Annotated in this window: 19 protein-coding genes and 3 tRNA genes; 19 read left to right on the top strand and 3 right to left on the bottom strand. The window is 73.8% G+C overall.

Going from position 1 to position 24,272, the window contains the following annotated elements; all coding sequences use genetic code 11:
• Positions 1 to 367 precede the first annotated feature (367 nt).
• From ACWGL3_RS13410 to cimA, 7 genes are all read left to right on the top strand, one after another.
• Positions 368 to 1,309 carry a class I SAM-dependent methyltransferase gene (locus tag ACWGL3_RS13410; RefSeq protein WP_267946494.1) on the top strand — a complete coding sequence of 314 codons (942 nt, stop codon included), beginning with the start codon at positions 368 to 370 and terminating at the stop codon, positions 1,307 to 1,309.
• Complete coding sequence (locus ACWGL3_RS13415; RefSeq protein WP_267946493.1) at positions 1,306 to 3,291, top strand: glycosyltransferase family A protein; 1,986 nt, start codon at positions 1,306 to 1,308, stop codon at positions 3,289 to 3,291. The genes ACWGL3_RS13410 and ACWGL3_RS13415 overlap by 4 nt, the downstream gene beginning before the upstream one ends.
• Positions 3,288 to 4,892, top strand: coding sequence for a glycosyltransferase (locus ACWGL3_RS13420; protein WP_267946492.1), 1,605 nt, complete (start codon positions 3,288 to 3,290; stop codon positions 4,890 to 4,892). Before ACWGL3_RS13415 ends, ACWGL3_RS13420 begins: the two co-directional genes overlap by 4 nt.
• A 14-nt stretch (positions 4,893 to 4,906) precedes the next feature.
• Positions 4,907 to 6,457, top strand: coding sequence for a glycosyltransferase family 2 protein (locus tag ACWGL3_RS13425; RefSeq protein WP_452461318.1), 1,551 nt, complete (start codon positions 4,907 to 4,909; stop codon positions 6,455 to 6,457).
• Positions 6,458 to 7,178: 721 nt separating this feature from the next.
• The gene (locus ACWGL3_RS13430; RefSeq protein ID WP_267946490.1) at positions 7,179 to 8,243 is read left to right on the top strand and encodes a 3-isopropylmalate dehydrogenase; all 1,065 of its coding nucleotides are present in this window, start codon (positions 7,179 to 7,181) and stop codon (positions 8,241 to 8,243) included.
• Between the two features lie 241 nt (positions 8,244 to 8,484).
• Positions 8,485 to 9,615, top strand: coding sequence for a branched-chain amino acid aminotransferase (locus ACWGL3_RS13435; protein WP_452461319.1), 1,131 nt, complete (start codon positions 8,485 to 8,487; stop codon positions 9,613 to 9,615).
• A 340-nt stretch (positions 9,616 to 9,955) separates the two neighbouring features.
• Positions 9,956 to 11,566: a citramalate synthase gene (gene cimA / locus ACWGL3_RS13440; protein WP_267946488.1), complete on the top strand. Its 1,611-nt coding sequence runs from the start codon at positions 9,956 to 9,958 to the stop codon at positions 11,564 to 11,566.
• Positions 11,567 to 11,599: 33 nt separating this feature from the next.
• On the opposite strand, the gene ACWGL3_RS13445 is transcribed toward cimA, so the two are convergent.
• Positions 11,600 to 12,439, bottom strand: coding sequence for a DUF3152 domain-containing protein (locus ACWGL3_RS13445; RefSeq protein WP_452461321.1), 840 nt, complete (start codon positions 12,437 to 12,439; stop codon positions 11,600 to 11,602).
• A gap of 320 nt (positions 12,440 to 12,759) precedes the next feature.
• Between ACWGL3_RS13445 and ACWGL3_RS13450 the strand changes: the two genes are divergently transcribed.
• The 8 genes from ACWGL3_RS13450 (at position 12,760) to ACWGL3_RS13485 (ending at position 18,535) form a co-directional block, all read left to right on the top strand.
• Positions 12,760 to 13,560 (top strand): fumarylacetoacetate hydrolase family protein, encoded by an 801-nt coding sequence (locus ACWGL3_RS13450; protein WP_267946487.1) that lies wholly within the window; start codon positions 12,760 to 12,762, stop codon positions 13,558 to 13,560.
• A 96-nt stretch (positions 13,561 to 13,656) separates the two neighbouring features.
• A complete protein-coding gene (locus ACWGL3_RS13455; protein WP_267946486.1) occupies positions 13,657 to 14,691 on the top strand; it encodes a GDSL-type esterase/lipase family protein in 1,035 nt (344 codons plus the stop codon).
• A 62-nt stretch (positions 14,692 to 14,753) separates the two neighbouring features.
• Positions 14,754 to 16,199 (top strand): glutamate--tRNA ligase, encoded by a 1,446-nt coding sequence (gene gltX / locus ACWGL3_RS13460; RefSeq protein ID WP_355012531.1) that lies wholly within the window; start codon positions 14,754 to 14,756, stop codon positions 16,197 to 16,199.
• Between the two features lie 142 nt (positions 16,200 to 16,341).
• A tRNA-Gln gene (locus ACWGL3_RS13465) sits at positions 16,342 to 16,413 on the top strand.
• Positions 16,414 to 16,460: 47 nt separating this feature from the next.
• Positions 16,461 to 16,536: transfer RNA gene (locus ACWGL3_RS13470), tRNA-Glu, on the top strand.
• Between the two features lie 109 nt (positions 16,537 to 16,645).
• Positions 16,646 to 16,721: transfer RNA gene (locus ACWGL3_RS13475), tRNA-Glu, on the top strand.
• 415 nt (positions 16,722 to 17,136) lie between these two features.
• On the top strand, positions 17,137 to 17,400 hold the full coding sequence (locus ACWGL3_RS13480; protein WP_267946484.1) for a hypothetical protein: 264 nt from the start codon (positions 17,137 to 17,139) through the stop codon (positions 17,398 to 17,400).
• A gap of 217 nt (positions 17,401 to 17,617) precedes the next feature.
• On the top strand, positions 17,618 to 18,535 hold the full coding sequence (locus tag ACWGL3_RS13485; protein ID WP_267946483.1) for a helix-turn-helix transcriptional regulator: 918 nt from the start codon (positions 17,618 to 17,620) through the stop codon (positions 18,533 to 18,535).
• Positions 18,536 to 18,809: 274 nt separating this feature from the next.
• On the opposite strand, the gene ACWGL3_RS13490 is transcribed toward ACWGL3_RS13485, so the two are convergent.
• Positions 18,810 to 19,493 (bottom strand): IclR family transcriptional regulator, encoded by a 684-nt coding sequence (locus tag ACWGL3_RS13490; protein ID WP_276567193.1) that lies wholly within the window; start codon positions 19,491 to 19,493, stop codon positions 18,810 to 18,812.
• A 154-nt stretch (positions 19,494 to 19,647) separates the two neighbouring features.
• Here ACWGL3_RS13490 and leuC point away from each other — a divergent pair, with 154 nt between their 5' ends.
• The 3 genes from leuC (at position 19,648) to ACWGL3_RS13505 (ending at position 22,314) form a co-directional block, all read left to right on the top strand.
• Complete coding sequence (gene leuC, locus ACWGL3_RS13495) at positions 19,648 to 21,054, top strand: 3-isopropylmalate dehydratase large subunit (RefSeq protein WP_267946481.1); 1,407 nt, start codon at positions 19,648 to 19,650, stop codon at positions 21,052 to 21,054.
• Positions 21,055 to 21,082: 28 nt separating this feature from the next.
• The gene (leuD, locus tag ACWGL3_RS13500) at positions 21,083 to 21,679 is read left to right on the top strand and encodes a 3-isopropylmalate dehydratase small subunit (protein WP_267946480.1); all 597 of its coding nucleotides are present in this window, start codon (positions 21,083 to 21,085) and stop codon (positions 21,677 to 21,679) included.
• Between the two features lie 350 nt (positions 21,680 to 22,029).
• Positions 22,030 to 22,314, top strand: coding sequence for an HU family DNA-binding protein (locus ACWGL3_RS13505; RefSeq protein WP_267946479.1), 285 nt, complete (start codon positions 22,030 to 22,032; stop codon positions 22,312 to 22,314).
• 207 nt (positions 22,315 to 22,521) lie between these two features.
• On the opposite strand, the gene cofC is transcribed toward ACWGL3_RS13505, so the two are convergent.
• Positions 22,522 to 23,217, bottom strand: a complete 696-nt coding sequence (gene cofC / locus ACWGL3_RS13510) for a 2-phospho-L-lactate guanylyltransferase (protein WP_267946478.1) — start codon at positions 23,215 to 23,217, stop codon at positions 22,522 to 22,524.
• A 217-nt stretch (positions 23,218 to 23,434) separates the two neighbouring features.
• On the opposite strand from cofC, the gene ACWGL3_RS13515 reads away from it, so the two are divergent.
• The gene (locus ACWGL3_RS13515; RefSeq protein WP_267946477.1) at positions 23,435 to 24,265 is read left to right on the top strand and encodes a lysophospholipid acyltransferase family protein; all 831 of its coding nucleotides are present in this window, start codon (positions 23,435 to 23,437) and stop codon (positions 24,263 to 24,265) included.
• Positions 24,266 to 24,272: the final 7 nt, after the last annotated feature.

Genomic DNA, 24,272 nt, shown 5'->3' on the forward strand with positions numbered 1-24,272 from the left:
GCTCCCACCGATCGGTGGGAGCGGCCCTTTTCCGTGCGCGGCGCCCTACGCGCGGAAGGCCGGTGCGGCGCCCCGCGACAACGGGGGCGAAAAGCCGTTCCTGGCCACGGATGTCACCTTTTCTGAATTTCCTTGGGAAATGTCCCAGGTGTGCCTGATGGGTGCACGGAGAAGGGGCGAAGGGGGATCCGGCCTCGTGTTATGTGAAGGTTATTTCTTTTCCTGTGCAAGGATATCGCTGGTCATGGTGCTCGTGTCCGTCCGGATCCGCGCTTGTGGAGTCCTTCTCGAACGGGTTCGGGTGTCGGCGGGGTCGCTGTCCTGGATTCCGCCTCCATAGTTTCGACTCGATGCCGGGGGGATTGAATTGCATTTTCCACGTCGACGGTTCGCGGTGGCGCTGGGGGCGGCCGTGGCGGCCTGGGCGGGAACGCTCCTGGTGATGCTCGTGTACGGGGTGGTCGACATCCGGTCCGCGCTCCACCTCACCGCCCTGTCCGGGGCCTTCGGCGCGGTCGGGCTCCTCGCGGTCCTCGTGCGGCGCAACACCGCGCAGCTGCGGTCGCTCCGGCTGCGGTTCGACCGGCACGCGCGCGAGATCGCCGAGATCGCGGGGGAGAACCGGAGCGAGCTCTTCGCCCGCGCCGACGACCTGACCGGCCGCCTCGCCCGGATGGAGGAATCGGTGCACGCGCTGTGCGACGCGTCCGCGGGAGGGGGCGGGGAGCGTGCGGTCCCCTCCGTGCGGGAGCCGGGAACCCCGGCGGAGGGGAGGGCCGTCCGCGAGCTGGAGGCGCTCCTGGGTCCTGACGCGCCCATGCCGGCGCCCGGGGAGGACGGGGTCTCCCCCGAGACGGTGGAGCGGGTCGTCAGGGCGGTGCGGGACCGGCGTCCGCACCTGGTGGTGGAGGTCGGCAGCGGCGCGTCCACGCTCTGGCTGGGCCTGGCGCTCCGCCGGTTCCGGGCTGGGAGGTTGGTGGCGCTGGAGAGCGACCCCCGGTGCGCGGGCCTGGTCCGGGCCATGGTCGCGGCGCACGGGCTCTCCGGGGTCGTCGAGGTGCGCGGCGCCTCGGACCTGGACGGACTGCACGGCATCGACCTCCTGCACCTCACCCGCGTGACGGGGGCGACGGAGGTCGACGCGGTCCCGGACCTCTTCGACCGCTGCGCCCCGGGCGCGCTGGTCATCCCCGGGGAGGACCACGGGGCCCGGGGCCCGGGACGCGGGAGGGCGTCGGCCGAGCGCTCCGACGCCGTCCTCGGGGCAGGGGCCTCCGCGGACGCGGTGCGGGCCCGGGCCGCCTCGTGACCGGGGGAGAGCTCGCGGACGCCCTGCGGCTCCGCGGCTCCCTCCCCACCCTGGTCTGCCACACCGGCGCCGCGGCCGCGGAAGCGGTCGGGGAGCTCGCCCTCGGCGCCGGGGACAGGGCGGTCGACCTGGACCGGGTCGTCGTCGGGGAGCCCGGGGCCGGAGGCGGACCGGCGGATCCGCACGCGGGCGTGGTCGCCGTCGTCGCCGCGACGGCGACCGACCTGAGGAGGGCGCTGGTCCCCCTCGGGGTCCTGCCGCCCGCGCCGTTCGTGGTGGTGGTCCTCCTGGAGGTCCCCTCCCACCAGGGGCCTCCGGTCCCGGTGGCGCCGGCGCCGGGGGAGTGGTCGGAGCTTCTGGAGCTGCGTGTGCGGCGCCTGGCCGGCGGAGGCTGGTCGTGCGAGGCGTGCTTCGAGGACCCCGTGTACGTGCACAGGGTGGCGGGTGCCCTGGCACGGGGGGTCGTCGGCGGCCGGCCGGGGGCCGCACCGGTCCCGGCGGTGTCGGTGCTGGGCGCGGACGCGGGTCTGTGGTGCCCCGGCGGCGCCCGGGTGGCCGATCCCCGCAAGGCGGACGTGGTGCTGCGGGTGGGGCCCGCGGAGCCCGGCGGCCCCGTCGTCCCCGAGGGCGCGAGGGGAGGCGGTGTCCGCCGGCTGAGCGTGGAGGAGTCCTCGTGGGCGGCCGCGGGGCGGCCGGGCGGCACGGTCCACGGCCGTTTCCGGGTGGAGGACGTGCCGCCCGTCGACGAGCGGACGGTGAACCCGACCGGGTTCGTCGGCCGGGCGGGCCCGAAGGTGGGACGCCTGGTCTCCCGGGGCGGGCGCTGGGTCCTGGTCTCGGGAGGATCGGTGCGGTGGCGGGTGCCCGAGGACGGCACCGTGACCGACGTGGACGTCGCCCGGTTGCGGGACCTGCGCGCCGTGGACGTGGAGTGGGGGCGGCACAGCGGTCCGCTGGCGGCGGTGCGGGCGGTGGCGGGGCTGGCCGCGGCGGGGGTCCCGCTCGTCGGCGGCCCGGTGCCGCCGTGGGCCCGGTGCCTCGGAGCCGACCTGTGCGCGCTGGTCGCCTCGGTCGGAGCGGACGAGCTCGCGGACGGACTGGTGCGGGAGGAGCACAGCGTCCGGTTGCGCCGGGCGGCCCTGGGAACCCACGGCGTGCGCGCGCGGTGGAGGGACCTGGGGGCGGCGGCCGGCGTCGGGGGACCGCCCGACCCGGCGGTGTCGGTGGTGCTGTGCACCCGGCGGCCGGAGATGCTCGGGTTCGCGCTGCGCCAGGTGGCCCGCCAGCGCGGTGTGGAGGTGGAACTGGTCCTCGGGCTGCACGGGTTCGGCGAGGACGCCCCGGGGGTCCGGGAGGCGACGGCCGCCTTCCGGAGGACCGGCCGCGCCCTGCAGGTCTTCCGGCCCGACCCGGACGCGGTCCTCGGATCGGTGCTGAACGAGGGGATCGCCCGGGCGAGCGGCTCGGCGGTCGCCAAGATGGACGACGACGACTGGTACGGGCCGGACCACCTCGCCGACCTGGTGCTGGCGCGTCGCTACTCCGGCGCCGACGTCGTGGGCAGCGCCGCGGAGTTCGTCTACCTCGAGACCCTCGACCTGACGGTGCGGCGGAGCGCCCCGACGGAGTGCCTGTGGCGGCGGGCCGCAGGGGGAACCCTCCTCATGGACCGCACGGCGGTGGAGGAGGTCGGCGGTTTCCCGCCGGTGGGCACGGCCGAGGACACGGGCCTCTTCGCCGGGATCGAACTCCTCGGCGGCCGCGTCTACCGCGGCCACGGCCTCAACTACGTCCTGCGCCGCAGGGCTTCGGGACACACCTGGGACGTCGGCGCGGGCCACTTCCTCCGCAACGGCGCGGAGCGGCGCCGCGGATGGCGGCCCAGCGCGCTCCTGGAGTCCGAGGCCGCGGACGCCCCCGCGGGGGCGGCGCCGCGGGAGCTCCGTGGAGAGCCGACCGTGAGGGAGGGGAGCAGGGGATGACGCTCGTCCGGGAGGGCGCCCTCGACCGCCGCGGGCGGGGGGAGCGCGGACCGCGGCCGCTGATCCGCCACAACGACTACTCGGTGCTGGAGCCGCCCGGGCTGGGCGCGTGGGAGCCCGAGCTGGGGGTCGGCGTGGTCGTTCGGGCGTTCGGCGGGCAGGAGAAGCTCGATCTGACGCTGGCGTCGCTGGCCGCGCAGACCTATCCGGCACGGCTCACGGAGGTCGTGGTCGTGGACGACGGCAGCGACCCGCCGCTCAGGCTGCCGGAGGTCCGGCCCGCGAACACGCGGATCGTGCCGGCCCGGCCCGGGGGCTGGGGCAGGGGGCACGCGGTGAACACCGGCGCGGCCGCCACGGACGCGGACGTGGTCCTGTTCCTCGACGCCGACATGATCGCCTTCCGGGACCACGTCGAGGCGCAGATGCGCTGGCACCACCTCGCCGACCACCTCGTGGTCACCGGCCACCTGCGGTGCGTCGGCCACGGGACGGGACTGCCGAGCCCGGCGGAGGTGGCCGACGCCGTCGGCCGCGGGGAGCCGGAGGCCCTGGTCGAGGGGCCGGGCGAGGAACTGGCGTGGCTGCGCAGGGCCTACGACCGCAAGGAGGACCTGCGCACCGCCGGATACGAGGCGTTCTCCTACTTCATCGGGGGCACCGGCTCGGTGCGCCGGGAGCTGCTGGCCGAGTGCGGGGGGACCGACCCCGAACTGCTCCTGGGAGAGGACACGCACCTGGCGTACCGGCTGGCGCAGCGCGGCGCGGTGTTCGTCCCGGAACTCGACAGCAGCAGCTGGCACCTGGGCCTCCCGGAGATGGAGCTCCGCAAGGCGGAGGGCGTCCGGTACAGGGTCCCCTTCGTCGGCAACCGCGTCCCCCGGCTCGGCGTGCGCCGGGGCGCGGGCGTCCGGCAGTGGCAGGTGCCCTGCGTGGACGTGGTGGTGGAGGTGGCGGGGGCCCGGTTCGGGGCGGTGTCGGACACGGTGGAGCGCCTGCTGGGGGGTGACGCGGCGGATGTGCGGATCACGCTGGTGGGGCCGTGGCGGCGTGCGCGCTCCGGGGGGCGCGCCGTCCCGGACGGTCCGGGCCCCGACACGGCGGCGCTGCGGGAGGCCTTCCGGTGCGAGTCGCGGGTGGTGTTCGCCGAGGAGGCGCCGCGGGAGGACCCGGACGTCCCGTTCCGGCTCCTCCTCCCCCCGGGCCTGCCGCTCGCCCGGCACGCCGTCCGCCGCATGGTGGAGGAGGCGGACAGGGCCCGCGCCGGGCTGCTCCGCGCCGTGGTCCCGGGGAGCGACCGCGGCGGACCCCGCCTGGAGCGCACCGCGGCGTTCGCCCGGGCCCGTCGGCTGGCGGACCGGCCGGAGGAGGTCGAGGCCCTGGTCGGAGAGGTCAGCGCCGTGCACTGGATCGACGGCGAGTCCCAGCTGCTCACGGAGGAGGACCGGCCGCCCGACCCCCCGGAGGACTGGCGGAGCGCGCTGGCGCTCGCCGAGCGGGAGGCCGCGGAGCAGGAGGCGAGGGCCGGACGCCTGGAGCGCAGGTACCGCTGGCTGACGGGCACCCGCGGCGGCAGGTTCGTGCGCCGGGTCATCGGATGAGGGGGATCGGCGGTATGGCGGAGACGGTCGGGACACGGGGCCGCGTCGGCGCGCCGGCGGGACGGAACGGGGCGGGCCCCGCCCGCGTCCGCCGCAACGACCACCCGGCACCGGAGCCGCCGGACCCGGGCGGATGGGAGCCGGAGCTGGACGCCGTCGTGGTCGTCCGGGCGTGCGGCGCGCGGGGGAGGCTCGGCCCGACGCTGGCGTCGCTGGCCGCGCAGACCTATCCGGCGCGGCTCACGGAGGTCGTGGTGGTGGCCGACGGCGGCACACCGGTCCGGCTGCCGCAGGTCCGCCCGGAGAACACGCGGACCGTCGCCGCCGGCCCCGGCCGGTCGGGGCCGCAGGACGCGGTACGGGCGGTGGCGGAGTCCTCCCCGGACGCGGCGGTGCTGTGGCTGGAGGCCGGAACGGAGGTCGGCCGCACCCACGTGGAGGCGCACATGCGCTGGCACCACCTCGCCGACCACCTCGTGGTGCTGAGCGGGGCGGCCTCCCCGGAGCCGGACGGGGGACCGGGACCGGAGGCCGCGGCCTCCGGGGGCCGCGATCCCTCGGAGGGACCGGGGAACGCGGGACACCGGGGGTGGCGCGCCCTCGCCGGGTCGGCCTGGTCGGTGCGGGGCGGGCTGCTGGCCGAGTGCGGGGGGAGCGGCCCTGCCGCGCTCGTGGGAGGGGAGGACCACCTGGCGTACCGGCTGGCGCAGCGGGGCGCGGTGTTCGTCCCGGAGCCCGCCGCGGGGGTCAGGGGCCCCGGCGGGCCGCGGGGGGACGGAAGGGAGGACGGTGACGCCCGATTCCACCGGCTCCGCCTGGAGGACAGGGTCCCGCTCCTGCGCTCCCGCCGGGCCTCGCGCCGCCGGGAGTGGCAGGTGCCCTTCGCGGAGGTGGTGGTGGAGGTGGCGGGGGCCCGGTTCGAGGCGGTGTCGGACACGGTGGAGCGCCTGCTGGGGGGTGACGCGGCGGATGTGCGGATCACGCTGGTGGGGCCGTGGCGGGACGTGCCGTCCGGCAGGCACGCCGTCCTGGACGATCCGGACGCGGAGCCGAGGCTGGTGCGGGAGGCCTTCCGGTGCGAGTCGCGGGTGGTGTTCGCCGAGGAGGCGCCGCGGGCGGACCCGGACGTCCCGTTCCGGCTCCTGGTTCCGCCCGGGGCGCCCGTGCGCCCCGGGGCCGTGGACGCCCTGGCCGCCGCGGCGGACGAGTGCGGTGCGGGCCTCGTCCGCGTACGCGGTGCGGGCGCGCTCCGCCTGGAGCGGACGGCCGCCTTCGCCCGCGCCCGGCGCCTGGGGGCCTCCGGGCCGGACCTCGACGCCGCGGTGGCCGAACTGTGGGGCGAGCACGAGGTCGACCCGGCCGAGGTCCTGGAGGCGGACCGCCCCGGCGGGGAGGGGCCGCCGGCCGACTGGCACAGGCGGATGAGGCGGGCGCTGAGGGCGGCCGACCGGCACCGCGCCGCCGCCGACCGCTGGGAGCGCCGTATCCGGGTGCTCGTCCGCGGCTTCGGCGTGCGGCTGCTGCTCGGCCGGACCGCCCGGGGAGCGCGCGTGCAGGGGCCGTGACGGAGTCGGGCCGCCCGGTTGAACTGCGGCGACACCAGCGTGTCTCACATCGTGGGAATTGCTGGTCATATAGTTGGACATCCGATATTCTGAAGTCCTAGGAGTTGGTGGCGTCGGCTCCACCGCCGCACGCCGCCACCCAGTGCCGCGCCCGCTCCGACCGGGGCCCGCGTCGGCGATTCCGGCAGACGATCCCGCCGGGGGCGAGCTCCTGATTCCGGTGGGCACCGCCGCCCACGTTCCGCGCTCCACCGCCGTTCGGCGCCATCCCGCCGGGCCGCGGCCGCAGAGCGCGCGGCGCCGCAGGGCGCAACCGCGAAGGCCCGTGGCCGGGCCGTTCCCATGGCCGGTCACGCAACGCATCCGGAGGATCGCATGTACGACATGATCGAGTACCCGACCGCGCCCGACTCCGAGGACGAGCTCAACCGCGCCCTCCAGGACGCCCTGAACCGCCGGGCCTGAGCCCGCCGACCCGTCGCGCGGGGCGCCCCGGCGCCCGGCGGGCGGTCGTGTTCCGGGGGCCGCCGCCCCGGCGGCGCCGCGCGGGCCCCGCCCCGGGGAGGGGTCCGGGGGGCGGTCCGGGCCTGCGGCGCAAAATCGCGCGGGCGGGACGCCCCGGGTCTCCCGGGCCGGTAAGGTTGTCTCATCCAGTGTTCAATCTGATCTCACCATCTGAGAAATGCCCGGTGGGGTCGTACCCGAAGCAGAGGCAGTCCGTATGGCAGCTCGCACCGTGAAACTGGCCGTCATCCCCGGAGACGGGATCGGCCCCGAGGTCGTGGCCGAAGGGCTCAAGGTGCTGGAGGTCGCGGCCGCCCAGCAGGACCTCGCCGTGGAGACCACCGAGTACGAGCTGGGCGCGAAGCTCTGGCACCGCACGGGCGAGACGCTGCCCGAATCGGTCCGGACCGAGCTGGCCGGACACGAGGCCCTCTACCTCGGCGCGGTCGGCGACCCGTCCGTGCCCAGCGGGGTGCTGGAGCGCGGGCTGCTGCTGCGCCTGCGCTTCGACTTCGACCACTACGTCAACCTGCGCCCGGTCCGCCTGTACCCGGGGGTGGCCAGCCCGCTCGCGGGCGTGGGCCCCGAGGACATCGACATGCTCGTGGTCCGCGAGGGCACCGAGGGCCCCTACGCCGGAGCCGGCGGCGTGCTGCGCAAGGGCACCCCCCACGAGGTCGCCACGCAGGACAGCGTCAACACCCGCTTCGGCGTGGAGCGCGTGGTCCGCTACGCCTTCGAGAAGGCCGCGTCCCGACCGCGCAGGAAGCTCACGCTGGTCCACAAGGACAACGTCCTGACCTTCGCCGGCGAGCTGTGGCAGCGCGTGGTGCGGGAGGTCGGCTCCGAGTACCCGCAGGTCGCCGTGGACTACTGCCACGTCGACGCCGCGTCGATGTTCTTCGTCAACCAGCCCGCGCGCTTCGACGTGGTCGTCACCGACAACCTGTTCGGCGACATCATCACCGACATCGGCGCCGCCATCACCGGTGGCATCGGCCTGGCCGCCAGCGGCAACATCAACCCGGACAACACGTTCCCCAGCATGTTCGAGCCCGTCCACGGCTCCGCGCCCGACATCGCGGGCCAGGGCAAGGCCGACCCCACCGCCACGGTGCTGTCCGCCGCGACGATGCTCGACCACCTGGGGGTCCCCGAGGCGGCCCGCCGCATCGAGAACGCGGTAGCCGCGGACCTCAAGACCCGCGCCCAGGGCGGCGGGTCGCGATCCACGGCCCAGGTCGGCGACGACCTCGCCGCGCGAGTAGCCGAGCAGGGCTGACGCACGTTCCGTCGGCCCTGCCCTTCTCCGAGGCGCGGCCGACGGCAAGGGGCCACCCGCTCGACGGGTGGCACGGTCCCTGGGACCGACACCGGCAGGCGCGCCCGGAACAACCCGAGCGCGCCTGTCGCCGTGTCCGGGCCCCAGGGTCCGCCCTGGCACCGGGTGCGCTCTTCCGCCAGACTGGATTCCAGGTCGGCGGCGCTGCCGACCTGTTGCACCCGAGAGGACCACCGACGACATGAACAACGACACCACCACAGCGGGGTTGACGTTCGACATCCAGCTCTCCGACCGGCGGAAGACCCCGCAGGAGCGGGAGGCACTGCTGGAGGATCCCGGTTTCGGGCAGGTGTTCACCGACCACATGGTGACCATCCGCTACACCGAGGGCCGGGGGTGGCACGACGCCAAGCTGGAGCCGTACGGCCCGCTGAGCCTGGACCCGGCCACATCGGCCCTGCACTACGCCCAGGAGATCTTCGAGGGACTCAAGGCCTACCGCCACCCGGACGGCTCGCTCGCGTCGTTCCGTCCCGAGGCCAACGCCGCCCGGCTCAACAGGAGCGCGGCGCGCATGGCCATGCCGGCGCTTCCCGAGGAGCTGTTCCTCGAGTCCATCGCCCTGCTCCTCCAGCACGACGGCGCCTGGGTGCCGGACAAGGAGTACTTCAGCCTCTACCTGCGCCCGTTCATGATCTCGACGGACGTCGGCCTGGGTGTGAACCACCCGTCCCGCAGCTACCTCTACCTGCTGATCGCGTCCCCGGTCGGCTCGTACTTCTCCGGCGGCGTCAAGCCGGTGACCGTCTGGCTGTCCAAGGACTACACGCGCGCGGCCCCGGGCGGGACCGGCGCGGCCAAGTTCGCGGGCAACTACGCGGCGAGCTTCCTCGCGCAGTCCCAGGCGGTCGAGAAGGGGTGCGACCAGGTCGTCTGGCTCGACTCCCGCGAACACCGCTGGGTCGAGGAGATGGGCGGCATGAACCTGTGGTTCGTGTTCGGCTCGGGTGAGAACGCGCGCCTGCGCACGCCCCCGCTGACCGGCACCCTCCTGCCCGGCATCACCCGTGAGTCCCTGCTGACCCTGGCCCCCGACCTCGGCATCCCGGCGGAGGAGGCCCCCATCTCCACCGACGAGTGGCGCGAGGCGGCCGAGTCGGGGGAACTCACCGAGGTGTTCGCCTGCGGCACCGCGGCCGTGATCACGCCCGTCGGGTTCGTCAAGAGCGACGAGGGCGCGTTCACGGTCGGCGACGGCACGCCCGGACCGGTCACCATGCGCCTCCGCGAGGAGCTGGTGGGCCTCCAGACGGGGCTGCGCGCCGACAAGCACGGCTGGATCACCAAGTTCTCGGGCCGTGACGCCTAGGGCCTGACCGCGCGCGGGCCGTCCCGACGGGGGCGGCCCGCCGCCTCCCCGGGAGCGCGTACGCCCAGGCGTGTCCCGGCGCCGCGGTCCGAGGGGGTGAAACGTCCGTTCCGAGAAACTCCCGTCTCGAACAATGGGACAATCGGCCGCTGAACACGGAGGACCCGGCCGCCTTGTGGCACACTGACCTCATGCCGTCTCAGGTTCTCATTATCGTGAGGCGCGCTGGCTGACCGACGTACCTCGCCAGCGCGCCGACCTCTCGTGTCCACGGGGGGTCTTTTTTGTTGGCGGGGGCCGGTCGGCCACACCACAGCATCCACCTTCGGGAGTTCCGCCCATGAGGGACGACAGTTTCCACGTCTTCGACACCACGCTGCGCGACGGAGCCCAGCGCGAGGGGATCAACCTGCGGGTCTCCGACAAGCTGGCCATCGCGCAGTTGCTGGACGACTTCGGGGTGGCGTTCATCGAGGGAGGGTGGCCGGGGGCGAACCCCAAGGACACCGAGTTCTTCCAGCGGGCTTCACGAGAGCTCACGCTGAGGCACGCGCAGCTCACCGCGTTCGGCGCGACCCGCCGGGCCGGTGTGCGGGCCGCCGACGACCCCCAGGTGGCCGCCCTGCGCGACAGCGGCGCGCCGGTCGTCACCCTTGTCGCCAAGAGTGACGACCGGCACGTCGAGCGCGCCCTGCGCACCACCCTCGACGAGAACCTCGCCATGATCGCCGACACGGTGTCCCACCTGCGCGAACACGGCCAGCGCGTGTTCGTGGACTGCGAGCACTTCTTCGACGGCTACCACCACAACCCCGACCACGCCCTCGACGTGGTCCGCACCGCCGCCGGGGCGGGGGCCGACGTCGTCGTCCTCTGCGACACCAACGGCGGCATGCTCCCCGGCGACATCACCCGCGTCGTCACCGAGGTCCGCGAGGCCACCGGCGCCCGCCTGGGCATCCACGCCCAGGACGACACCGGCTGCGCCGTCGCCAACACCCTCGCCGCCGTGGACGCCGGGGCCACCCACGTGCAGTGCACCGCCAACGGCTACGGGGAACGGGTCGGCAACGCCAACCTGTTCTCGGTGGTCGGCGCCCTCACCCTCAAGCGCGGCCTCGACGTGCTCCCCGACGGCTGCCTGCCGGAGATGACGCGCGTCGCGACCGCCGTCGCGGAGATCGTCAACCTCACCCCCGACACCCACCAGCCCTACGTGGGGGTGTCGGCGTTCGCCCACAAGGCGGGGCTGCACGCCTCGGCGATCAAGGTCGACCCCGACCTGTACCAGCACACCGACCCCGCCCTGGTCGGCAACACCATGCGGATGCTCGTCTCCGACATGGCCGGACGGGCCTCCATCGAGCTCAAGGCCCAGGAGCTGGGGCTGGACCTCTCCGGCGACCGGGCGCTGGCCGGCCGGGTCGTGGAGCGGGTCAAGGCCCTGGAGCTCTCCGGGTACAGCTTCGAGGCGGCCGACGCCTCCCTGGAGCTGCTGCTGCGCGAGGAGCTCGGTTCCCCGGTCCGCTACTTCGACACCGAGTCGTGGCGGGTCATCACCGAGCGCAGGCCGGCCACGGGCGCCGACTCCCTGTCCAACGGCTACGAGAGCCTCACCGAGGCCACGGTGAAGCTGCTCGTCAAGGGCGAGCGCGTGATCGCCACCGCCGAGGGCAACGGTCCGGTCAACGCCCTCGACCGGGCGCTGCGCAGCTCCATGGAGGGCGCCTACACCGCCCTGGCCGGACTGGAGCTGACGGACTACAAGGTCCGCATCCTGGAGGGCACCTCGGGTACCAACGCCGTCACCCGCATCCTCGTGTCCTTCAGCGACGGGGCGGGGGAGTGGACCACGGTGGGCGTCGGCCCCAACGTCGTCGACGCGTCCTGGGCGGCGCTCGAACAGGCCGTCACCTACGGACTCCTCCGGCAGGGCTATCCGCAGGTCTGACGGGACGGCCCGCGGCGGGCGCGCGGCGGCGGGTCAGTCGTCGGGGTCCTCGTCGGACCCGTCGGCGGGCCCGTTGTCCGGGTGGACCCAGCCGTTGGCCTCGCACCCCTGGAGGCCGAGGGTCTGCTGCTGCATCACGGGGGCGGGCTCGCCCTCGCCGGGGCAGTCGACGTGGCCGTGGCCCAGGGTGTGCCCCACCTCGTGGTTGATCAGGTAGATCCGGTAGGTCTCCAGGTCGTCGTCGAAGTGGGGGACGCTCCCCACCCAGCGGTTCTGGTTGATGATCGCCCGGTTGCCGTTGGCGCAGGAGACGTACCCGTTGGTGTTGAGCGGGGCGCACATGCGGTCGACGGTGTCCGGAGCGGCCAGCAGGACCCGGATGTCGGCGTCGTCGCCGTCCACCCGCTGGAGCGAGCGCTCCCCGTCGTCCCCCCAGCTGCGGGGGTCGCCCAGGATCTCCTCGACGGCGGCCACGAAGTCCTCGGCCTTGCCGGGGAGCCCGTCCTCGACCTCCACGGCGAAGGTCGTCAGGGGGCCGTCCCCCATGACGTCGCTCTCGCCCTCCATCACGGTCATCTCGCCGTCGGCGCTGTCGACCTCCTCCTCCGCGGAGCGGAGGAGGACGGGCTCCTCCTCTTCCGCGTCCTCCGGGGAGGGGGAGGTCTCCTGGCCCTGCCCGGAGGCGCTGTCCACCTGCCCGGACTCCTCCGCCGAGGCCCTGGGGTCGCCGGAGTCGTCGGGAACGCCGTCGCCCACAGGGGCGGTGGCGGAGGTCTCCGAGGGGGAGTCGAGGTCGGACGGCGGCGCGGGCACGCTGATCATGAGCACGGCCGAGGCACCCGAGACCAGGCACAGGCCCAGTGCCAGCCCCATCGGGTACCGGCGTCGGCGGTGCCTGGCACGGGACCGGCCCGTGGGCGAAGCGGACGTGGGCACGACGAGCAACCTCTCGACAGTGGATATCGGACCCAGCATGCCAGAGTTCACCCGGAGTTCGGGCCAGGCGGGCATCCGGGGAAGCCCGGTGTCCCGGAGCTCGGCCGTTGTGCGCACGGAGGCCTGCGGACCGTCGCACCCCGGGTTCCGGTCCTGGCCCGCCGGGGTTCCGGACCGAGTCCCGCCCGCACCCCGGCCCCGGCGCGCGGATACGCTTCAACCGCAAGAGAGACAACGGGGCTGCTGGGAGGCACCAGGTGCGCATCGCACGGTTCGCGGTCGGGGACGAGGTCGGTTTCGGGCTGATCGACACCGATTCCGACAGTGGGGAGGAGTTCGTCGCGCGGCTGAGCGGACACCCTCTCCTCGGCGACATCAAACTGACAGGTGAGAGGGCCAGGCTCTCCGACGTCCGGCTGCTCTCACCGGTCCTGCCCACCAAGGTGGTCTGCATCGGCAAGAACTACGCCGACCACGTCGCGGAGATGAAGGACGTCACGGGCGAGTCCACCGACGAGCCCGTCGTGTTCCTCAAGCCGTCCACCTCCGTGGCCGGTCCCAACGACCCGATCTTCCACCCCTCGGTCTCGGAGCGGGTCGACTTCGAGGGCGAGCTGGCCATCGTCATCTCGCGGCCCTGCCGGGAGGTGCCGCGCGAGCGCGCCAAGGACGTGATCTTCGGGTACACCGTCGCCAACGACGTCACCGCACGCGACCTCCAGAAGAAGGACAAGCAGTGGACGCGGGCCAAGGGCTTCGACTCCTTCTGCCCGATCGGGCCCTGGATCACCACCGGGCTGAGCATCGAGGAGGCCCAGGACCTGGCGCTCACCACCACCGTGGACGGGGAGGTCCGCCAGTCCGGGCGGACCTCGCAGTTCATCCACGACATCCCGGACATCATCGCCTATGTCACCTCCTTCATGACGCTCCTCCCCGGTGACGTGGTCCTCACCGGTACCCCGGCCGGGGTGGGGCCGGTGCGGATCGGCCAGGAGGTCTCGGTGACGGTGGAGGGGCTGGGCACCATCAGCAACCGGGTGGTGGCCCGCGACTGACCGGGCTCCGCGGCCGGGAGCCCGCGGAACACCGTCCCACCACGGGGCCGGCGGCGCGCCTCGCCGCCGGCCCACGGACCAGCGGAAGGCCCACACGTGACGACCCCCCGACACCGCCGCCCCCGCCCCCTCGTCCTCGCTGGCGCGCTCGCGGCCGTGCTCCTGGTCGCGGGGACCTTCTACTGGACCGCCGTGCGCGACGACGGCGGCGAGACCGTACGGGAAGCGGAGGGACCAGTGGACCACCCGCGCCGCATCATGCTGGCGGGCGACTCGATGACCCAGGGCGCCAACGGCGACCGGACCTGGCGCTACCACCTGTGGAACCACCTCGCCCCGCAGGTGGAGGGGCTCGACTTCGTCGGCCCCTACACCGATCCCGCCACCCGGGAGATGATCCTGCCCGTCCCCACGACCGGGGACGAGGCCGTGGAGAGTCCCGCGCAGGACCCGGCCGAGGACTACGAGGAGGGCGGCGGGGACGGCGCCCCGGCGGACCGCCCGGGACAGGAGCCCTCCGGCCCCTCCCCCGGGGAGCCGCAGGGGCTGGAGGGGGTCGTCTGGCCCGGAGCCGACGGCGACCCGGACACCGTCGAGTACCGCGACCCCGACTTCGACCAGAACCACAACGCCCTGTGGGGGCGCACCCTGCGCGACGCCGCGGCCTCCATCGGGGAGGAGGTCCGGGTCCACCGGCCCGACGTCCTGTGCGTCATGCTCGGCGTGAACGACCTGCTGTGGCCCGTCACCATGGAGGAGATGGAGCACCGGCTGCGCGGCTACGTGGAGTCGGCCCGCGCGGGCAACCCGCACCTGCGCATCGTGATCGCCGAGGCCCTCCCCATCGCCCTGGCCGAGTCCGACGAGGGGTTCGCGCTGCGGGTCTACGCCTACAACGAGCTCGTCCGCGAGGTCGCCGCCGACCTGTCCACGGACACCTCGCCCGTGATCAGCCTCGACGTCGCGGGCAGGGAGTCCTGGGACGCGGCCGCCGACACCTACGACGGCACCCACCCCAACGCCGGCGGTGAGACCAAGATCGCCGCGGCGTTCGCGGACGCCCTGGCCCAGGGGTACGGGATCGGTTTCGGCTTCCCGAGGCCCCTGGCGGTCAGGCCCGCGCAGGAGTGAGGCCGCCCGGCCGCCGGCGGACCTCCCCCGGGCCCCCGCACACCACGGATACCCTGGGCTGCGTGACTGAGACTTCGCTTCGTACCCGCTTCGCCCCGTCCCCCACGGGCATGTTCCACGTCGGCGGCGCCCGATCCGCACTGTTCAACTGGGCGCTGGCCCAGCAGAGCTCCGAGGGGCGCATGGTGCTGCGCATCGAGGACACCGACGCCGCCCGCAACCGTCCCGAGTGGACCGAGGGCATCGTCCGTGCGCTGGCCTGGCTCGGCATCGGCGAGGACGACCCGCACTTCGAGGGCCCCTACTTCCAGTCGGCCTACGCCGACAAGCACCGCGAGACCGCGCAGGAGCTGTACAAGAACGGCCGCGCCTACTACTGCGACTGCACCCGCGAGCAGGTGCAGGAGCGGCGCGACAACCCCAACCTGGGGTACGACGGCCACTGCCGTGAGCGCGGCCTGGAGCCGGGCCCCGGCCGCGCTCTGCGCTTCCGCGTGCCCGACGGCGGGCCCACCGTGGTGGAGGACCGGATCCGCGGCCGGGTGGAGTTCGAGCACTCCGCCATCGAGGACTTCGTGATCGCGCGTGCCGACGGCTCGCCGCTGTTCGTCCTGGCCAACGTCGTGGACGACGTGGAGATGGGCATCAACCAGGTCGTCCGCGGCGAGGAGCACCTGTCCAACACCCCCAAGCAGCAGCTGCTGTGGGAGGCGCTGGGCCTGACCCCGCCGGTGTGGGCGCACCTGCCCGTCATCGTCAACGAGCAGCGCAAGAAGCTGTCCAAGCGCCGTGACAAGGTGGCCCTGGAGTCCTACCAGGAGGAGGGCTACCTCGCCGAGGCGATGGTCAACTACCTCATGCTGCTGGGGTGGGCCCCCGGCGACGACCGCGAGATCATGCCGTGGTCGGAGATGGTGCCCCTGTTCCGCATCGAGGACGTCAACAGCTCCAGCGCCTTCTTCGACGAGAAGAAGCTCCGCGCGTTCAACGGCGAGTACATCCGCGCGCTGAGCGCCGAGGAGTTCGCGGAGCGCTGCCGGCCGTGGCTGACCGGTGACGCCGCGCCGTGGGACCCGGCCGACTACGACCCCGAGGTCTTCGCCGCCGTCGCACCGCTCGCGCAGAGCCGCGTGGCGGTGCTCAGCGAGATCGTGCCCAACGTGGACTTCCTGTTCCTCCCCGAGCCCGTCGAGGACGAGAAGAGCTGGGCCAAGGCCATGAAGCCGGGCGTCGGCGCGGAGATGCTGGAGGCCGCCCTGTCCCGCTTCGCCGACCCGGGGCTGCCGTGGACCGCCGAGGACCTCAAGACCGCCACCGAGGAGACCGGCGCGACGCTCGGCCTGAAGCTGGGCAAGGCGCAGGCCCCGGTGCGCGTCGCGGTCACCGGGCGGACGGTCGGACTGCCGCTGTTCGAGTCGCTGGAGCTGCTCGGCCGCGAGCGCGTGCGGGCGCGGCTGGAGGCCGCGCTGGCCAAGCTGCGCGCCCAGGAGGCCTCCGCGTCCGAGTAGGCGCGGACCCCGGTCCGGGGTGGTCGGAGCCACAGGCCGGCCGCCCCGCATTCGGTTCGCGACCACTCCGAATGTCCGCTAGAGTTATCCACGTCGCCGAGGGGGACAGGGAAGCGGAAGCTACCGGGTCCTCCCAGGGCACTGGGGTATGGTGTAATCGGCAGCACGACTGATTCTGGTTCAGTTAGTCTAGGTTCGAGTCCTGGTACCCCAGCGCAGACTTGCGGTCTCCGTGAGTCTCACGGATCTCTGATCCGTTGCGCCCCCGTCGTCTAGTGGCCTAGGACGCCGCCCTCTCAAGGCGGTAACGGCGGTTCGAATCCGCTCGGGGGTACCAACAGGGAGAGACTCCCACGGTGTGGGAGTTTTTTTCTGGGTCGGTGCATGTCACCGATGTCCGGTTGGTGTGGGTATCGTGGTTTCGCGGTCCTGCTCCGACCCGTCCGGCCCCCGTCGTCTAGTGGCCTAGGACGCCGCCCTCTCAAGGCGGTAACGGCGGTTCGAATCCGCTCGGGGGTACCAGTCAGGCTCCATCCGCAAGGATGGGGCCTTTCGTGCGTCCGGGGCCGCCCCCTCGCCGTGGCCTCAGGGCCCGCCGCCCGTGCAGGACGCCGGTCGGATCCGTGGGGCACCACCGTTGTCGCGGCCTCCCGGAGCCGTCAGTCCCCGGCGTCGCGGACCTCCTGCCGAGGTCTGCCCCGAAACCACCGCCCGCCCGCGCTCCGGTCGTGCGGGGACCGGGGCCGGGGGCGCGGAAACCGTTCGCCGCCGCCGCGTGTGGCCCGGGTGTGCCCGCGCGGGCGGGCCGCCCCTGGAATACTGGGGCGGCGCAGTCTCCCCGACCGCCCAACCCCCTGTCGGAGCGTATGAAGAGCGACCTCTCCCCCCGGACGGCCGACCGGGCCGCACGCCCCTCCCCGCGGGGAGGCGGTGCGCCGTGACCGGCCGTGAGCTCGGTCCCGGGCGCCACCAGGACAAGGAGGTCCGGGAGGTCCTCAAGGAGCTGGGGGAGCGGGGGTGGGTGCTCAGGCGAGAGGGCCACTGGGGCCGCCTGTACTGCGACTGCGGCTGCACCCGCATCCAGGTTCCCGGGACGCCGAGGGACTCCGGCCGGGCCGCACGCCGGATCAGGCAGGAGGCCCGGCGCTGCCCCATGCCCCCGGACGACCCCCGGCGCGGTGCGAGCGGCCCCCGCGGGTGATCCCGGCGGGGCGGCCGGCCCCTCGGCGGAGCGGGCGGCGCGTCCCGGGGTCCGGCCGCGGACGACGGGTGCGGGCCGCGGCGGCGGCCCCGTCCCGGGCATGGTGCGATCACGCCGCGGCAGGTACCCTGTTGTTGACGTTTGTCAACGCCAACGCGGGGCCGGCGCGCCCCGGTCCCCGGTGCGCGGGGCGGTGCGACGGAGGAGGGCGGGGCCGATGGCCGAGTACGAGTTCGTCTTCGTCGTCGACGGGATCACCCTGGACGACCACGACTCGGTCCACACCCTCACCGAGGACCTCGACGCGGTGGTCTCCTCCTCCCACGGGGTGACCCGGCTGACCGTGGCCGGGGCCGGGCCCGACGCCGTCACCGCGGCCAGGGCGCTCATGGAGCGCGTCCACGCCACGGCGCCCCGGGTGCGGCTGGTCCGTCTGGACCGGGAGCTCGTCGGTGTCTCCGACATCGCGGAACTCACCGGCCGGACCAGGCAGAACGTCACCCAGTGGACCCGCGGCCAGCGCCGGGACGGCGTCCCGTTCCCCGCGCCGGAGGCGACCGTCGGCCGCTCCTCCGTGTGGCTGTGGTCCGAGGTCAACGCGTGGCTCGGCGGGATCGGCCTGGACGACGGCGAACTGCGCCCCACCCGCGCGGAGGCCACCGAGATCGACTGGCTCCTCCAGACCACGCGCAAGGTCGAGCTGGCCCTCGTGCGCCACGTCGACAGCCCCGACGTGCGGCGCGTGTCCAAGCTGCTCGCCGCGCACGCCCGCACGACCCGCGAGTTCATCCACTACCTGGTCAAGAACCCCCGGGTGCGCGATCCCCGGGGGCGCTACACCATCCTGGTCTGCTCGCCCGGCGACGAGGCCGTGGACGTCTTCCGCCGGCTGGAGTCGTTCGACCACCCCGTCGTGCTCGCCACGGTCACCAACCGCATCCACGCCCTGGTCATGGTCGACGGCGAGGGCGGCGCGGCGAAGCCGACCGAGCTGGTGCGCGGGATGACCGTGCGCGACTGGCTGGGGATGATCGCCCTGTCCCCGGAGAGCGAGTTCACCGTGGCGGCCGAGGGGGCGTCCACGAAGACGGCCACGATCTCGGCCCGTTCGCCCATGGACCTCGTGGGCGCCTGACGGTCGGGGCGGGACCGGCCCGGGCGCGGACCGACGTGCCCGCACCGGCGTTCCCGGACCGACGTGCCCGGTCTTCGGGCCGGTGCCGTGCCGGGGCCGCAGGCGGCCCCCAGGGGACCGCGGAGCGCCCGTGCGCACCGGCCCCGGACGCGGAACCGCGCCGCCCGGAGCACCGGGGGCGCGGTCGCCTGTTCGAGGCGGGTCGGCTCCGGCGGAGGGGCGGGCCCCGTCCTCCGGTCGACCCGGGGGAAGGGCCTGCGGACGGTGGGGCGCGTCAGTGGGCGACCTCGGTGTGCAGCGACTCGCTGATCTTCTCGGCGGCCGACAGCACGGCCTGGGAGTGGATGCGGCCGGGGGAGCGGGTCAGGCGCTCTATCGGGCCGGACACCGAGACGGCGGCGATCACGCGCCCGCCGGGGCCGGACACCGGGGCGGACACCGACGCCACGCCCTGCTCCCGCTCGGCGACGCTCTGGGCCCAGCGGCGGCGGCGCACCTGGGCGAGGCTGGCGGCGGTGAAGCGGGCGCCCACCAGCGACCGCCGTATGCGGTCGGAGTCCTCCCAGGCGAGGAGGACCTGGGCGGCCGAACCGGCGTTCATGGGGAGCTCGCTGCCCACGGGGACCGTGTCCCGCAGGCCGCTGCTCCGCTCGGAGGCCGCCACGCACACCCGCAGGTCGCCCTGGCGGCGGTAGAGCTGGGCGCTCTCGCCGGTCAGGTCGCGCAGCTGCACGAGGACGGGGGCCGCGACGGCCAGCAGGCGGTCCTCCCCGGTCGCTATGGAGAGTTCGCCGAGGCGGGGGCCGAGCACGAACCGGCCCTGGCTGTCCCGGGAGACCATGCGGTGCCGTTCGAGGGCGACGGCCAGCCTGTGCGCGGTCGGCCGTGCCAGTCCGGTGATCTGGACCAACTGGGCGAGGGAGGCCGGACCGGACTCCAGGGCGTCGAGGACGGACATGGTCTTGTCCAGGACACCGACGCCGCTGGATGAGCTAGAGTTGTCCATGGCTTGATATTGCCGTCTCGAAATATGGAATGCAAGTCGGCCCGCAGTCCGCGCAGGGCACACCGAGACGAGCCCGACACGTCTGACACGAGAGAGGCGACCGCCCATGGCACGCACGATGGCCGAGAAGGTCTGGGAGGAGCACGTCGTCCGACGTGCCGACGGCGAGCCGGACCTGCTCTACATCGACCTCCACCTGGTCCACGAGGTGACCAGCCCCCAGGCCTTCGAGGGGCTGCGTCTGGCCGGCCGCAAGGTCCGGCGCCCGGACCTGACCATCGCCACAGAGGACCACAACGTCCCCACGCAGGACCTCCTCGCCCCGATCGCCGACCCCGTCTCCCGCAAGCAGGTCGAGACACTGCGCAAGAACTGCTCCGACTTCGGCGTGCGCCTGCACCCGATGGGCGACATCGAGCAGGGCGTCGTGCACGTGGTCGGCCCCCAGCTGGGCCTCACCCAGCCCGGGATGACCATCGTCTGCGGCGACAGCCACACCAGCACCCACGGCGCGTTCGGGGCCCTGGCCTTCGGCATCGGCACCAGCCAGGTCGAGCACGTGCTGGCCACCCAGACCCTGCCCATGGCGCCCTTCCGGACCATGGCGGTCACGGTCGACGGAACGCTGCGGCCGGGGGTGTCCGCCAAGGACATCATCCTCGCCGTCATCGCCAAGATCGGCACCGGCGGCGGCCAGGGCTACGTCATCGAGTACCGGGGCGAGGCCATCGAGGCCCTGTCCATGGAAGCCCGCATGACCGTGTGCAACATGTCCATCGAGGCGGGCGCCCGCGCCGGGATGATCGCCCCTGACCAGACCACGTTCGACTACATCGAGGGCCGCGCGCACGCCCCCCGGGGCGAGGACTTCGAGGCCGCCGTCGAGCACTGGAAGAGCCTGCGCACCGACGAGGGCGCCGTCTTCGACGCCGAGGTCGTCCTGGACGCCGACGAGCTCAGCCCGTTCGTCACCTGGGGCACCAACCCCGGCCAGGGCGTGCCCCTGCACGCCGAGGTCCCCGACCCCGCCTCCTACGAGGACCCCTCGGCCCGCGCCGCCGCGGAGAAGGCCCTGGCCTACATGGACCTCGCGCCGGGGACGCCGATGCGGGAGGTCCGGGTGGACACCGTCTTCCTGGGCTCGTGCACCAACGGCCGCATCGAGGACCTGCGCACCGCCGCCGAGATCATCCGGGGCCGCAGGGTCGCCGAGGGGGTGCGCATGCTCGTGGTCCCCGGGTCCATGCGGGTCAAGGAGCAGGCCAACGCGGAGGGGCTGGGCGAGGTCTTCGAGGCCGCCGGCGCCGAGTGGCGCGAGGCGGGCTGCTCGATGTGCCTGGGCATGAACCCCGACCAGCTCAAGCCGGGCGAGCGCAGCGCCTCGACCTCGAACCGCAACTTCGAGGGCCGCCAGGGCCGCGGCGGGCGTACCCACCTGGTGTCGCCGCAGGTCGCCGCGGCGACCGCCGTGCGCGGCACCCTGTCCTCGCCCGCCGACCTGGCCGCCCTGTAGCCCCTGACCCGTTAGGAGAGACCTCCCCATGGAGAAGTTCGACGTCCACACCGGTCGGGCCGTGCCGCTGCGCTCCAGCAACGTCGACACCGACCAGATCATCCCGGCCGTCTACCTCAAGCGGGTCGCCCGGACCGGCTTCGAGGACGGCCTGTTCGCCGAGTGGCGCAAGTCCGACCCGGACTTCGTCCTCAACCGCCCCGAGTACGAGGGCGCGTCCGTGCTGGTGGCCGGCCCGGACTTCGGCACCGGCTCCTCCCGCGAGCACGCCGTCTGGGCGCTCCAGGACTACGGCTTCAAGACCGTGCTGTCCTCGCGCTTCGCGGACATCTTCCGCGGCAACTCGCTCAAGGGCGGGCTGCTGACCGTCCTGCTGCCCCAGGAGGTCATCGAGCGCATCTGGAAGGCCGTCGAGGCCGACCCGGCGACCGAGGTGACCGTCGACCTCGTCGAGCGCGAGGTGCGCTCCCCGGGCGCCGGGGTGCAGGAGCCGTTCGAGCTCGACGACTACACCCGCTGGCGGCTGATGGAGGGGCTGGACGACATCGCCCTGACGCTGCGCCACACCGACGAGGTCGGGGCCTTCGAGGCGACCCGGAAGCCGTGGCTCCCCGTGACCCTGTAGGGGCCGGATCGTGTTCTGGGCCGGGGATCGAGGCGTCGTGTGACGCAGCACACCCCCGGCCCAGAAATATTTTACCTTTACTTGGTGTGAGCGTTCGCTTACGTTCCCGCTGTCCTTAAGCTCGGCGTGTCTGCTGCCCGGAATCCGGTTATACGTAGGCATTTGAGAGCTACAGAAGGGGTCAAAAGGGACCGCAGTCCCGGGCTCCACCGGTCCAGACCGCACCCTCCGTGAGGCTCCCCCGCAGGTGGGGAAGGCGCCGACACGCCTTGCCCGTAGGCGTTTGTATTTGTGTAAGGGCCTCTGCTTCCCCTAATTTCGTGCGAGCAAGGGGGAACCGGAGGAACCTTATGAACAAGCGTGACCTGATCGACGCGATCTCCGATCGTCTCGGAGACAAGAAGACCGCGACCGAAGCGGTCAACGCTGTGCTTGAGACCATTCAGGCAACCGTGGCGTCGGGCGACAAGGTCGCCATCACGGGCTTCGGCGTTTTCGAGAAGTCCGAGCGCGCGGCTCGCACCGCGCGCAACCCGGCCACCGGGGCCACCATCAACGTCCCCGCGAGCTTCGTTCCGAAGTTCCGCGCCGGCGCTGACTTCAAGGCCCTCGTCAACGGGGACAAGAAGAAGTAGCCCACCGCCACACGGCGACGGGCCGAGTCCGCCCGGGTTCCCTTCGGGGAGCCCGGGCGGATCTCTGTTCCGGGTGCGGCGGAGGAGTCCCGTGCTCCCGACGGCGGGAGGCACGCCCGGAGGACGGTCACACGCGCCACAGGACGTTCTGTGCGTCTCAGAGGTCCCACGAGCGCGGGACGGGCCCTCCCGGAGCCCCCAGGGGCGTCAGGGCGCGCCCTGCGACCGCAGGCAGCTGCCCGCGACCGTCTCCCACAGCTCACGGGTCCGCGGACCCACCCCCAGGCCCACCGCGTCGCACAGGTCCTCCGGGGTGTCCACGTCCCGCCGGACCGACGCCACGTCCGGGAGCGCGATCTCGTGCGCGCCCCCGTCCCGGTGCCGCGCACGCGAGGCCCCCTCGAAGGCGGGGGTGAAGGGGTGCCCGGGCGCCGCCGCGAGCAGGGTCGTCCCCACACCCGGGGCGTCCGGCAGGAACGAGCGCCCGTGGCGGGCCGCCGCGGCGAGGACCCGGCCCAGCTCGTCCGGGCGCAGCGCGGGCAGGTCGGCCGACAGGGCGCACACCCCGGCCCCGGGCCGCCTGCGCCGTGCGGCCGCGGCCCCGTGGGCCAGGGCGGAGTTCAGCCCGGTGCCGGGCTCGCCGTCGACCACGACCGCGCCCAGGCCGGTCAGCTCGGCGCCGGCCCGGGGGTCCTCGGTCACCGCGAACACGGCCTCCACGCCGGGGCAGGCCAGGGCCGCCTCGACCGTGTCGCAGGCGATCGCCAGCGCCAGGTCCTCGCGGAGCCCCCCGGCGGCCAGGGCCAGTCGGGTCTTGGCGCGGCCGAGGTGCTTGACTGGGACGACGAGGGACCAGCGCACCCCGGGGCGCGGCGCCCCGCCCCGTACTCCAAAGCCGGTCACGCTTCCCCCGGGACGTCGAATCGGCCACGACAGTCACGAGGGTAGGCGCTCGGGGGAGGCGCGGCGCGGGCGCCCTGTGGCGTGTCGGAGCCTTGACCTGGCGGCCCTTCCCGGGCCGGTCCGGCGGGGGCACCTGGGAGGGTTCCGCCACGTCCTACACTGAACCGGTTGTGCTCCGCGGCCCGGACGGGCCGGGAGCGATGAAGTGAGGAGTCCCGTGGCCAAGCAACGAGAATCGCGGTGGGTGAAGGCGGTCGTCTCCCGGATCGTCAGGTTCGTGCTGTGGTTCATCACCAAGCCGACCTGGGAGGGCACCGAGAACGTCCCGGCCCGGGGCGGGGTGATCATCGCCGCGAACCACCTCTCGATGGCCGACCCGCTGACGGTCGCGCACTTCCTCTACATCGGGGCCCGCCGCTGGCCGACCTTCACGATGAAGGACGGGGTCATGAAGATCCCCGTGGTGCGCGCGGTGGCCAGGAGCACGGGGCAGATCCCGATCAAGCGCGGCAGCACCGACGCCGTGAAGGCGCTCCACGAGGCGGAGGTCGCCCTCACCCGCGACGGCTCCTCGGTGATCTTCTACCCGGAGGGCACCTGCACCCGCGACCCGGGCCTGTGGCCGATGACCGCCAAGACCGGGGTGGCGCGGCTGGCGCTGACCACGGGCGTGCCGGTCGTCCCGGTCGCGCACTGGGGCGAGCAGAACCTCCTGCCGTACGGGGCCAAGAAGCCCAGCCTGTTCCCGCGCAAGCGCATCGACTTCCGCGCCGGGCCGCCGGTGGACCTGTCCCGGTTCGAGGGCCGGCCGCTGACCGCGACGGTCCTCAAGGAGGCCACCGAGCTCATCATGGGCGACATCACCGCGCTCCAGGCGCAGATCCGCGGGGAGGAGCCGCCCGCGATCCCCTTCGACTTCAAGAGGGCGCGGGAGGAGGCCGCCGAGGCCAAGCGGGCCGAGCGGCTCACCGGCGGTGACGCCGACGGCGGAACGGGTGACGGCGCCGCGGGCGGCGGCGACAACGGGAAGAGCAGCGCGGGGACGTGACGGGGCA

The organism is Nocardiopsis sp. NPDC055824 (assembly GCF_053616335.1).

Excerpts from the sequence above, each read along its gene's own strand:
- ACWGL3_RS13420 (WP_267946492.1), top strand. The coding sequence starts at position 3,288 with ATGACGCTCGTCCGGGAGGGCGCCCTCGACCGCCGCGGGCGGGGGGAG.
- ACWGL3_RS13425 (WP_452461318.1), top strand. The coding sequence starts at position 4,907 with ATGGCGGAGACGGTCGGGACACGGGGCCGCGTCGGCGCGCCGGCGGGA.
- ACWGL3_RS13430 (WP_267946490.1), top strand. The coding sequence starts at position 7,179 with ATGGCAGCTCGCACCGTGAAACTGGCCGTCATCCCCGGAGACGGGATC.
- ACWGL3_RS13435 (WP_452461319.1), top strand. The coding sequence starts at position 8,485 with ATGAACAACGACACCACCACAGCGGGGTTGACGTTCGACATCCAGCTC.
- cimA (WP_267946488.1), top strand. The coding sequence starts at position 9,956 with ATGAGGGACGACAGTTTCCACGTCTTCGACACCACGCTGCGCGACGGA.
- ACWGL3_RS13445 (WP_452461321.1), bottom strand. The coding sequence starts at position 12,439 with ATGGGGCTGGCACTGGGCCTGTGCCTGGTCTCGGGTGCCTCGGCCGTG.
- ACWGL3_RS13485 (WP_267946483.1), top strand. The coding sequence starts at position 17,618 with ATGGCCGAGTACGAGTTCGTCTTCGTCGTCGACGGGATCACCCTGGAC.
- ACWGL3_RS13490 (WP_276567193.1), bottom strand. The coding sequence starts at position 19,493 with ATGTCCGTCCTCGACGCCCTGGAGTCCGGTCCGGCCTCCCTCGCCCAG.
- leuC (WP_267946481.1), top strand. The coding sequence starts at position 19,648 with ATGGCACGCACGATGGCCGAGAAGGTCTGGGAGGAGCACGTCGTCCGA.
- leuD (WP_267946480.1), top strand. The coding sequence starts at position 21,083 with ATGGAGAAGTTCGACGTCCACACCGGTCGGGCCGTGCCGCTGCGCTCC.
- ACWGL3_RS13505 (WP_267946479.1), top strand. The coding sequence starts at position 22,030 with ATGAACAAGCGTGACCTGATCGACGCGATCTCCGATCGTCTCGGAGAC.